The sequence below is a fragment of the Paenibacillus sp. FSL H7-0331 genome (assembly GCF_001956045.1).
The window spans coordinates 1-12,039 of sequence record NZ_MRTH01000080.1; the positions used below are offsets into that span (position 1 = coordinate 1).

Below are 12,039 nucleotides of genomic sequence, written 5' to 3' on the forward strand. Positions count from 1 at the left end.
ATGAATCCACGTTTTAAAGAGTACTTAGCAATCAGTTGTTAGACAGTCTGACGTACCGTTCGGTATACGGCGGTTCATGAAATACGCCGTAATGAGTTATATCTGTCCATGATACTCTTCAGTCCATTCGATTTCCAGTCTTGGTTGTCTACGGAACGATGAAGACTTGGACAATGGTTTAAACTATGCAATTGTTCTTTAGTTCCTCCATTGGATAATAAATAGACTAACTATTCAAATATGTATCAATTATTTTAAACAGTGGATACTGGTTGTTGCTACTATATGTGCTGAACGAAAAACAGTACCCAATTGGAATGCTGTAAATGAAATGGTTGAAAAAAGCATACCGGAAATGGCTATGTATTCCTTGAACAAATTAAAATTTTTGTCCAACGACACAATTACTTTAGTGAAAAAGCTTGATAAATCAGGCTTTTATTTTATTATGTAGGAACATTTGTTTCGTGGCAAACGCACAAAAGTTCCTACAATGTCGTTAAACGACACAAAAGCTCCTACATTCTGATTGAGTCACTAAAGACATGATAAAAACTCGCAGCCTACATTTACCATATGTAAGACGACTAACCAATCTTTGTATTTAAGACATTTTTTTATATGTCGAAATAGTAGAAGAAATGGCTATGGAAAATTTGCTTTTATGAAGTTGCTTGAAACATTGGGCACGAAAAATGTAGATATCGAAGTAAATGAAATGGAATAATATGGGATATTCATTTTGGAGATCACTTGGATTTAATTCCGATTCCCATATATCGATTTAGCAGTAGAGCAAAAGCATATTTGCTGCCCTTCTTCGCCTCGGAACACAGACCTGGATTTTCAATGGGTTCCAGGAAACTATGCGGAAAAGCTGAGTGTCACGATTGCTTCAGGCGAACTACCTAAAGCGGTATTTAGCAAATATAATCCTGCCATTGCAGCAACGATGAAAGACGGAGTATTTTGGGAAATTGGTCCTTAATTGAAAGATATACTAATATGTCGAAGCTTAACCCCAACTTTTTAATAACATCTTTAAATTGATCAAAAGATGTCCTGTCCATGAAACTATTTTATTCGATAGTTGTCCTAATTGCCTTAACTATGGATCAAAGGGACAACCAGCGGTGGTTATTTTTACATAATTATGCGTCAACCGATTTATTTCAAACGGTTCCACTTATATTTTCCAAGCGCTTTTATGGCATCAGAATGAATACCAAGGCTGAATATTATAGAACTGTGTCTTATCAAGATGAGATTTATCATCAAAACAGAGTCTGTTTTTTGACACTCGACCGTTTTTAAGAAAAAAGCTCAAACAACATCGGCAATGTATACGGGTACTACAAGAGCTAAGGAAAGCGGAGGGAGAAGAGGAGTTCCCGCAGATTTGATATAAGTCCTGTATGCCCAAGTAATTTTGCGATTGTCACAAGATTGATTCAACGTGTACTTGAAAGTTATAGAAGAGAATTATTTAATCAAACTAATATAAAAGAAGTTGACAATAAGATTGCTACTCCGTTGGATAATCAATAGACTGACTATTCAAATATGTATCAATTATTTTAAACAATGGCGTCGGCTGACTTCTCAAAGCAAGCTTTACTCCAAGTTTCGGACTTTTATTCCTACTCCGCGTGTGAGACCTCCCCGGGTAAGAGCAATAATTTTCCCCTCATCTATCTGCCACATCTACATGATGAGGTTCGGTCAGTATGGGACTTTTCTTTGGCAAGCTCGTCCGTCTCATCATGCCTTCTATGTGATTTCTGTTCGTCAGACCGAGGGTGTGCCTCCGGTTTCCTTCAGATTCGGCCTCGCGACCGACTCCCTTGCCTTTCAGTTCCTACTGCCAAGCCTGTAGCGGAACTTTCACCGACTAGTTATCGCCCATGCCGAGCGCACCATCAGAACAGCCCCCAACTTGATCTCAATTGGGGGCTGTTCGCTCTATAATAACACTACTTTCCATTACACCGCCTCCTTCCAATTTGAAGGTGATGAATGTACAGTTATAGCTTGCTAGGAAAGCGACAGGCTCCTGAAACAAACTAGTAACGGATGTGCCAAAAGTTAATTTAAGGACTTGATAATTAAGTGGAGAACCATGAATAGAACTGCTGAATGAGAATAAGAACTATACAACAAATGAGAGTTAACGTACGATGTGCTTAGTTCTTCATAGTGGTGCTGCATCTGCTGCTTTTGGATCAATCTATTAAAGAGAGGTGAAGGGGTTTGCAACAAAATGCTTTAGGGGATAAGCATTCAACACAATTCCATTCTGTTAAAAAGGGGAAGGTAAATACGGTGCTGAACCGTCTTAGACGAGACAAATATTTATACCTGCTCGCCGTGCCTGGAATATTGTATTTTTTGATTTTTAAATATATTCCCATTGGTGGAGTCATAATTGCTTTTCAGGAGTATTCGCCGTTTAAAGGAATCCTGCATAGTAAGTGGGTGGGCTTCGAAAACTTCGAGAGGTTTTTCCGTAGCAGTGAATTCATGAAATTATTAAGGAATACAATGGTCATTAGTATTTTAAATTTAGTTTTTTTCTTCCCTGCACCCATCATTCTTTCTTTGCTTCTCAATGAAGCAAGAAACAGCAAGTTCAAAAAAACGATCCAAAGCATCGTATATCTACCACATTTCTTTTCCTGGGTGATCGTTGCGGGGATCACGTTCCTGCTGTTTTCCCAATCCGGAGGTATTGTAAATGGTGTAATCCACATGATGGGTTACTCTAAGATAGACTTCTTAACGAATGAAAATTACTTCTGGGTGATGCTGACCCTGCAGTCCATTTGGAAGGAAGCAGGCTGGGGCACCGTCATTTTTTTGGCAGCCATAGCCGGGGTCGATCCTGCTCTATATGAAGCGGCTAAGATGGATGGGGCTAACCGACTCCAGCAGATGAAACATATCACGATGCCTGCCATACAAAATGTAGTTATTACATTATTAATTCTAAGAATGGGCCATGTTCTGGATGTAGGCTTTGAGCAGGTATATCTCATGATGAACAGTGCAGTGACGGATGTTGCCGATGTATTCGAAACCTACGTTTATAGGATGGGTATACAAAATGGACAGTTTAGCTTCACTACGGCGGTTGGGCTGTTTAAGTCGGTTGTAGGGCTTATATTGGTAATCGCAACTAACAAATTGGCTAAGGCATACGGCAAGGAAGGCCTATATTGAGGGGGTGGAGACATTGAACAATAAATGGAACATTAGATTAGCTGATACAGCCGTCGTATCCATACTTATTATAGCTGGAGTGGCCACGATCCTGCCATTCCTTTACATTCTGGTTATATCCTTTACCGACCCCTCTGAATATATCCGGACTGCGGGTCTCATCCTCATCCCGGAGAAATGGTCGCTAATTAATTATCAATATCTATTGTCAACCAATACGTTTATTAGAGCGATGGGAAATAGCGCCTTTTTAGCTACAGTCGGCACTGTATTGAGTCTTGCTGTAACCTCAAGCTTTGCTTATGCCATATCGAGGAAAAGACTGATGGGAAGAAAAGTCATGTTAATGCTTATTGTGATCGCGATGCTTTTTAATCCGGGTATCATCCCACCGTATCTGCTTGTGAAGAACTTAGGGCTGATCAACAGCATGTGGGCATTAATCCTGCCGGTACTGACAACAGCTTATTATACATTTCTTATGAAAAGCTTTTACGATAACATTCCACCCGGCTTGGAAGAAGCAGCCAATATCGATGGATGCAACGATTTAGGAATTTGGATGAGAGTGGTCCTGCCGATCTCTTTGCCCTCTCTGGCGGCCTTTGGTCTATTTTATGCCGTAGCTTATTGGAACGTATTTTTTTCCGCGATTCTTTATTTGAACGATTTCAAAAAGTGGCCTTTACAAGTGTTGCTGCAGCATATGCTTATCGATTCATCGACCAGCGTAGGCGGGGAATTAGCGCAACAAATTGCCTCCGAGCAAACCTTGCCTCAGGAAACTCTTAAAATGGCCGCAGTTATTGTGGCAACAGTACCTATTGTTATGGTGTATCCTTTCCTGCAGAAGCATTTCGCCAAAGGCGTCATGGTAGGTTCTGTGAAGGAATGAATATAAAATTTGACAGATGGAGGTAAATGTATGAGCAAGAAAAATGCAGTAATTAAAGGGTGTTCCTTGCAAGTTTCATTAGCTTTATTGTTGGCTGCATGCGGAGGAGGTGGGGGAGAACAAGCAAATTCAGCGGAACAAGCGGGGGGGAAACAGGGGAAGCCAACTGAAATCAGCATATTGACGACCTTTTATTCGCAAGAACCACCTTCAGAAGACAACCCAATAATAAAAGAAATCGAAAAACGGACGAATACCAAGCTGAACATTGCCTGGACATCATCCAACAACTATACGGATAAATTAAATGTGACGTTGGCCTCCGGTGAGCTGCCGGATTTAATCTTGACAACCGACCCGCTCAATTCATCGGTTATTAAGGGGATGGCTGCTCAAGGGGCCTTTTGGGACCTGACTAATTTGTATAAAAATTACACGAATTTAGCAAAGTTTCCTGAAGAAACTTGGAAAAATTTGACCTATGCGGATGGACATAACTATGGTATACCCCGGGTAAGACCAGTCTATGGCCAGAACGGGTTAAGCATCCGCAGAGATTGGCTTGATCAACTGGGCTTAAAAATGCCGACCAACATGGATGAACTCTACGAAGTGATGAAGGCATTTACCAATAAGGACCCCGACGGAAACGGGAAAAATGATACGTACGGAGTCATTTTAAATATAAGAAGTTTCGAAAACATTTCTAATAAAACTATAGGCGATTGGAAAGTACAGGATGGAAAGCTGGTTCCTACTATTTACTTATCAACAGAAAAAGACGCACTTTTGTACTCCAATAAATTGTATAAAGAAAAGCTGATTCCCGAAGATTTCCTGATGCTTAAACCGAGTCAAATCCTGGATATGCTAAAGGCAGGGAAGGCTGGTGTCGCCACACAAGCCATAGATCAGGTTTGGCATATAACAGCCGAGCTTAGAAAACAAAAGCCTGATGCTTATATGGAGCCGATTGTTTCATTAAACGGAGTGAGCGAGACAGAAATCGGCTCTTTTGGAATGTTTCTGATTCCTAAAACCGTTTCTGAAGCGAAGTTGAAGAAAATTATGGAATTCATGGATTACGGGGCTTCTGCTGAAGGATCGGATCTTGCGAATTTCGGCTTTAAAGACGTTCATTACGTTGAAAAAGACGGCTTTAAAATCCCTACAGAACAGGCTGTAAAGGACAATGTATCCCAACAAGCGTTTGGTCAAATTTTTCTTAGCTACAACAAATATCAAAAAGCGTATGTTCCGGGAATTCCGAAAGAGTACTATGACCGTCATGTAAAGATTATGGATGAGCGGGTAAAAAATGCGGTCAATGATCCGTCAGTCGGTTTGGATTCCGAGACCTGGATTAAGTTCTGGCCTGAATACAACAAGAAAATTACCGATATGAAGCTGCAAGTGGTTATGGGCAAGGAACCGATAGAAAAATGGGATGCTTTTGTCAACCAGTTAAAAACGGAACCGAATTTTTCTAAAATTGTTCAGGAGATGTCAGAGTCATACGCAAAGAGAAATTCGACCAAATAATAATGTTGAGGAGCGGTATTGGAATGAAAATAGCTTTTACAACCTTGTCTTGCCCGAATTGGAGTTGGGAACATATTTTGAACGAGACCACACGTTTAAAGTACGACGGGATTGAGATTAGAGGCATTGAAGGGGAAATGTTCCTGCCCAAGGCAAGGCCCTTTCTCCCTGAGAATCTGGAAAAAACTTTGGAGCAACTACATTCAAAGCAGATAAAAATAATCGGTTTGAATACATCCTGCCAATTCCATGAACTTGACAAATACGATGGTTTTATTACTGAAGGGAAAGCACATATAGATTTAGCGCAAAAGTTAGGCGTACCCTATATAAGGATTTTTGGGAATAATGTGCCGGACCCTTCCCAAAAAGAGCAAATTATTGCAAGGATTACAAGAGGCATACAAGAGCTTTGTGACTATGGCTCGGAAAGAAATGTCCGCATCCTTTTGGAAACCCACGGGGACTTCTCCGATCTGGATCATATGCTGCCTGTACTGGACAAGGTCACTGGTGCCAATTTGGGCGTGCTGTGGGATATGGAGCATACGTACAAAAGATACGGCAATACCATTGAACCATTCATTGAGAAAATCTTTCCTTATATCGAGCATGTCCATGTTAAAGATACCAAAAAGGTCAATGGCAGATTCCAGCTATGTTTCATTGGCGATGGTGAAGTTCCTATTAAGAAAAATATCGAATTGTTAAAGAAAAATGGTTACACAGGATACTTATCGTTGGAGTGGGAAAAGAAGTGGCATCCTGAGCTTGAAGAACCGGAAGTTGTACTGCCAGCATTTATTCAATACATCCGAGCATTCGTTTAATCCGAGGAGGACTTAGAAATGACTATTCATAAAAATGTAAAAATAGCCGTAGTTGGAGTAGGGGCAATGGGATCGGGTCATATCAAATTTCTGCGACAGCTGCAGACTGCCGGAAAGGTCGAGATTGTCGGTGTTTGTGATGTAATTAAGGACAAAGCCGATAAGTTTGCTGAGGAGCTGCATGTACCGGCTTTCTATAACCATATAGAACTTCTCGATCAACCGGGTCTTGAAGCTATTACGGTAGCGGTACCCCATTATGATCATCCTTCGATTGCCATCGATGCATTTAACAGAGGGATTCACGTGCTTTGTGAGAAACCTATCGCTGTGCATTTAAACGATGCGAAGAAAATGGTAGCTGCTTATGAAAGATCTAAAGAAACATACCCTGAGCTTGTGTTTGCCATCATGTTCCAGGAAAGAACGTATCCGTTTCATAAGAAGTTAAAGGAAATTGTCGAAAGTGGGAAGCTCGGCAAGCTGATTCGTGCTACTTGGATCAATACGCAGTGGTTTCGCCCGCAGTTTTATTACGACAGCGGCGACTGGCGGGCGACCTGGGCCGGAGAAGGCGGGGGAATTCTGACCAACCAATGTCCGCATAATATGGATCTTTATCAGTGGTTATTCGGAATGCCAGCGAAGATCAGCGGTTTTGTTAACATCGGGAAATATCACAATATTGAAGTCGAAGACGAAGTGACAGCCTACTTTGAACATGAGAATGGAATGATTGGCCATTTTATTGCAACCACGGCTGAGACTCCCGGAACAAACCGTTTTGAAATTGTAGGAGAACACGGCAAGCTGGTTTATGAGAATGAAAAGATGGTCATGTATCAAAATCAGATGTCCGTATTTGATTTCATTCTGGAATCGAAAAGTAAATTCGGCAATGTTGAAAGCTGGTATACGGAAATTCCTGTAGATATCACTAAACCTCAAGGGCATCTCGTTGTCATCGAAAAGTTTATTAGCGCTATTCAAAATGGAGGCGGCGAGTTAGTAGCTCACGGTACAGAAGGGATCAACGGGTTGACCTTAGCCAACGCCATTATGCAATCTTCATTCACTGAAAGCAAGATTGTATTGCCCATGGATGCCGATGCTTATGAAAACAAGCTGAAGGAATTGATACATACCTCCAAGTATGTTAAATCGCCAATCATGCAGCTGTAGAAGAAGATACTTTGTTTTCCAAGAGTCAAGTAGGACAGAGGATTGACCAATCATAGCGTTCAAAACCCTGCGGATGACAAGTCACTTACGATCCGTAGGTTTTTTGTTAATCCCGGTCAAATACAAACTTGACGATAGGCTGAAGGAGGGATACCTTTAGAATAAGATACATCGACGACAAGGAGGGTTGACAATGCTTCGTCATCTGCTGCCGCAGCAATTGCATTTACGAATGTTTTTATATATGGCCTTAGCGTTCACTGTGACCATTTATATATTTTCTTATATCTTAACTAGGCAATTGACTAATAATGCAGTAACTGAAATTGACCGCCTGACTCTGCAGCGAATTGCTCAAGTTAAGGACAACACCGATTACACGCTGCGAAAACTCAAATTATATTCCGTCCGTATTTTTCGAGATCAGAATGTAAACGGTTGGATGACCGCTTCGGAAGTCGACTATTGGGTTTTTAAACCAATGGAATTGAGTTTGACGGATTACTTAGGTATCGAGCCGTTTATTCAGTCCGTATACGTGATTAATCCCTCCATTAACCGTATTTACGCTTCGGATAAAGGCCTGACTAATTTATCTGACGAGGAGAACAAGGGAATTCTTGAACAAGCCCGATCGGAAAAGAGTCGAAACCTAAACCTTCGAAATTACGAGATTCAGGGCAAAAGTTATTTGTTACTGGTTGTGCGAGATGTCATTGATAGAGGGGAGAACAACAGTAAATTGGCGGTGCTGCTGGATAAGGAAAAGCTACAGCAGTACATCCTGCAAATGAATAAGCAGATCGCGAATGATGTGTTCATACTGAACGAGGAAGGGGAATTGATGCTGGGGAATGTTTCGGATGAAATGCTCAAGAAGGTAAGAACGTTTAGTTTAAACGGTAACTTAGGGAAAACTCATTTTTCGGTTGATGGCAAGGAGTGGTCATTACGTTATCAGACGCTAAGTATTTCGGGTTGGAAGATCTTTCATCTAACCTCGCTTGAAACGCTAAATCAGAGTACTTCCATCACCAGATGGACGATTTTGCTTTGCTTCAGTCTGCTTGTTCTGATTATCTGGATGTTACTTTATTGGTATTCCAGAACCAATATACGCCCCATAGGTACTATGCTGCAAGCTATTCAAGCGCGTATGGGTCAGCCCTATTTCCCTTCCAACACAGTGGAAACCACAGTGAACATCACTTCCGGTATCGAAACGCTTATTAAGAAAGTGGAGCAGATGGATCGTTCTATCAAAGATAGTAAATCATTAATCAAGGAGGAGCGGCTGCGTCAATGGATACTTAGCGGCTCGCTTTCAGAAGGTTATAAAAAAGAATGGCTTCAAGAGATACCGGTGCTTGCCGCTGTTTCGATCCGACTAGCGGTTTTAAGGATCCGGTTTTATGCTGCATTCTGTGATAAATATGATTTTCCTTCAAGAAAGCTAATGAAGTACGCGATGGGCAATATAGCTAATGAGGTCATGAGACAATATAGCTTAGCCGGAGAGGCAGTCGATATTGGAATCGATCATACCGTTCTAATATTCCCTGACACAAAGAAGAAAGAAAAAATCGATGCTATGCTTCAAGAGATCAAATCAAATATTGACCAATGGCTGCATATCGGAGTTGTTGCAGCGGTCAGCGATCCTAACGCTTCGGATGAAGCACTGCTTCAGAGCTATGAATTGGTTATGGAAGCATCCATGCTTAATTTTATTGATGGCAATGACCGTGTATATTCGGAGAGTGATTTAAAGCAGTTTGAGGATAGACCCAATTATCTTGATGAAGATGTGATAAAAGAACTCGTTGCTTCTGTGCGTATCGGTAACTTGCTAGCTGTTAAAGGATATTTGGAGCAGCTGGCTGGGGATATGAAGGGAATGACTTATTCGGAATGCAAAATGCAGCTTATTCATTTAATATATGAGTTGATGAAAAATTTTAAAAAGCTAAATACGGTAAAAGGAATGGAAGGAATTGAACATACACTAAATCAATTCCATCATTTAAATGAAGCATTCCTTTGGATTGAAACGTTCCTGCATCAAATTGTTGACGATTTAAAACAGCGGTCAACTAATAACCGAAAAGAAGAAATTGTTACAGAAGCCGTTCATTATATTCGAAATAATCTACATAACCCCGTACTGAGTGTGGATTCCATAGCCGATCATACATCGGTCTCAGTCAGCTATCTTCGGACCGTGTTTAGGGAATGGATGGATTGCCCAATATCGGACTTTATTATAAATCAGCGTTTGGAGCGGGTAAAGGAACTTCTTTTAAGCACCGACTTAACTGTAGCGGAAGTTGCAGAACAGGCTGGTTTCCAAACGAAAAGCCACTTCTTCACAACGTTCAAGAAGGTATTTGGAACAACTCCTATCCAATTTAGACAGCAGCAAAAATAAAGTAAGTTAAACAAAACACAGGCCAATAGGGATAATGCAGGGCCACTCGATTATGGGTTTACTCCGGGGTAAAACTAAGGAAGCATTGCCGGAAGAGGTATTGATTCAGGTTAGCGGTGTTACGCTGGATCGTCTGGGAATGATATAAAGTTCTTGTCATCCGATGTCCAACGACACAAATGTTCCTACATTCTGAGTGAGTCACTAAAGACATCATAAAAACTCACAGCTTACTTTGACCTTATGTAAGATGACTAACCATTTAAATAGATAATTGCATGCAAAAAATAGGGATATTATGCTATTATTGTCCGTAAATAATGAAAATTTAGACTAAATAATAATGTTAATACAATGAGACTGACTGCGTCGCTCAACTAACGGGGCAGCATAGTTAAACAAACCTACCCTATTGCGTTATTTCAAAAATGAGCAATCGAAAAGAAATTACATCAACCGTACCATGCTATAATCAATGAATATTTTTGGAAATTCTAAATGTATTCGTATACAAACAATTACATTAATTAAATCTTTATAAAGAAGGGGAATGAGCATTATGGCAAATATCGAGCACTTACAGACCGTGAATGTTCCAGCTTCAACGGTATATGAAGCATTAACCACGTCAAAAGGACTTTCAGAAATATGGACAAATGAACTAATAGTCAATGATCAGATCGGTTGTATAAATGAGTTCCGATTCGGCGGAAAAGGCTTAACAAAGATGCGAGTTGATGAGCTTGTTACCGATAAAAAGATTTTGTGGCAGTGTGTTGATTCAGATCCAGAATGGATAGGTACGACAATTTCTTTTGATATGGAGGAAAAAAACGGGAAGACTTCAATCATTTTTCGTCAGATGAATTGGGAGGAAGTGACCTCATTTTATCGCGTATGTAATTATAACTGGGCTATTTTTTTGTACAGTCTTAAACAGTATTGCGAAGAAGGCGAGGGTCTACCGTATCATAAACGGAAGTTTTAGAACTTATAACTCTAGTTAGACGCAAATCATAGATTTAGTGGTAAAGAACGGTGGCAGCGCCGTTCCTTTTTGCGTTCTCAATCCGGACCTCAATCTGGAAGGTCCAGAAGTTGAAAGGTATTCTTTTTTCTACGATGTCAGCATTCAAAGCCAAGGTTAAAAATAGTGATTTTGGGGATAATCGGAATAATATAACAAGGACGAAAAAGTGGATCTAAATTATGTTTAATCTACAATGGTTTTCTGCCGGCGATGATCTTGCTTGCAAACATGAACCATATGTTTTTAGACTACATAAAAATTTGGTTACTCTAAAAGAAGATCATAGAAGCCAATATAAACAAGAAATAAAAGCTTATGACCTAGATTGAGAATGAATCAAGTTCATTTAGCGTGACAATAACTTTATCCCCTAAAACAAAAGGCCGCGATTTATGCGGCCCTTTTAAGAAATGCTTGAAGGAAGTACTCTTCGGCAAGCTTACGGGCGAGTGGTGCAGAACGGAGGAGCACTCGGTGTGGACAGCGTAACGGTAAGCAGCTACAGGTTTACCTGAAAACACATTGGGAATCGGCGAAGGCCGAACACCTCACAGGAACGTACAGACCGATGCCACTCAGATGGGTGGAAACCCCCAAACCCGGAGGTGACATACGGCTGCTCGGTATCACGACCGTGATGGACCGATTCCTCCAGCAGACTTTTCTACAAGTAATGAACCCGATTTTTGATGCGCAATTTTCCCCGCACAGTCAGGTCTAAGAACTTCTCAAAGTCCATGTCTACCCTCCAGCGCAATTCGCTCTTGATGTAGCTCTGAACTTCTTTCACCGCGTCGTGCGTTCGCCCGGTCTGAAACCGTCAAAGGACGGAGGACAAAGGAGGCCCTTAAGTCCGCTATTGGCCAACATTCTACTGGATGACCTGGACAGAGAACTGACCCTGCGCGGATTG

General features: G+C 40.9%; 7 protein-coding genes and 1 pseudogene. All 8 read left to right on the top strand.

Going from position 1 to position 12,039, the window contains the following annotated elements; translation table 11 throughout:
• Positions 1–2,322: 2,322 nt before the first annotated feature.
• Positions 2,323–3,219, top strand: a complete 897-nt coding sequence (locus BK127_RS40695; RefSeq protein WP_305954351.1) for an ABC transporter permease — start codon at positions 2,323–2,325, stop codon at positions 3,217–3,219.
• A 13-nt stretch (positions 3,220–3,232) separates the two neighbouring features.
• Positions 3,233–4,114: a carbohydrate ABC transporter permease gene (locus BK127_RS40700; RefSeq protein ID WP_076238356.1), complete on the top strand. Its 882-nt coding sequence runs from the start codon at positions 3,233–3,235 to the stop codon at positions 4,112–4,114.
• A 30-nt stretch (positions 4,115–4,144) separates the two neighbouring features.
• Positions 4,145–5,656 (top strand): extracellular solute-binding protein, encoded by a 1,512-nt coding sequence (locus BK127_RS40705; protein ID WP_076238357.1) that lies wholly within the window; start codon positions 4,145–4,147, stop codon positions 5,654–5,656.
• A gap of 23 nt (positions 5,657–5,679) precedes the next feature.
• A complete protein-coding gene (locus BK127_RS40710; RefSeq protein ID WP_076238358.1) occupies positions 5,680–6,486 on the top strand; it encodes a sugar phosphate isomerase/epimerase family protein in 807 nt (268 codons plus the stop codon).
• An 18-nt stretch (positions 6,487–6,504) separates the two neighbouring features.
• On the top strand, positions 6,505–7,668 hold the full coding sequence (locus BK127_RS40715) for a Gfo/Idh/MocA family protein (RefSeq protein WP_076238359.1): 1,164 nt from the start codon (positions 6,505–6,507) through the stop codon (positions 7,666–7,668).
• A 193-nt stretch (positions 7,669–7,861) separates the two neighbouring features.
• Positions 7,862–10,096 (top strand): AraC family transcriptional regulator, encoded by a 2,235-nt coding sequence (locus BK127_RS40720; RefSeq protein WP_076238360.1) that lies wholly within the window; start codon positions 7,862–7,864, stop codon positions 10,094–10,096.
• Between the two features lie 559 nt (positions 10,097–10,655).
• Positions 10,656–11,084 carry an SRPBCC family protein gene (locus BK127_RS40725; RefSeq protein WP_076238361.1) on the top strand — a complete coding sequence of 143 codons (429 nt, stop codon included), beginning with the start codon at positions 10,656–10,658 and terminating at the stop codon, positions 11,082–11,084.
• Between the two features lie 452 nt (positions 11,085–11,536).
• Positions 11,537–11,838: pseudogene (locus tag BK127_RS46155) on the top strand (group II intron reverse transcriptase/maturase); the annotation flags it as partial.
• Between the last annotated feature and the right edge of the window lie 201 nt (positions 11,839–12,039).

Excerpts from the sequence above, each read along its gene's own strand:
- BK127_RS40705 (WP_076238357.1), top strand. The coding sequence starts at position 4,145 with ATGAGCAAGAAAAATGCAGTAATTAAAGGGTGTTCCTTGCAAGTTTCA.
- BK127_RS40710 (WP_076238358.1), top strand. The coding sequence starts at position 5,680 with ATGAAAATAGCTTTTACAACCTTGTCTTGCCCGAATTGGAGTTGGGAA.
- BK127_RS40715 (WP_076238359.1), top strand. The coding sequence starts at position 6,505 with ATGACTATTCATAAAAATGTAAAAATAGCCGTAGTTGGAGTAGGGGCA.
- BK127_RS40720 (WP_076238360.1), top strand. The coding sequence starts at position 7,862 with ATGCTTCGTCATCTGCTGCCGCAGCAATTGCATTTACGAATGTTTTTA.
- BK127_RS40725 (WP_076238361.1), top strand. The coding sequence starts at position 10,656 with ATGGCAAATATCGAGCACTTACAGACCGTGAATGTTCCAGCTTCAACG.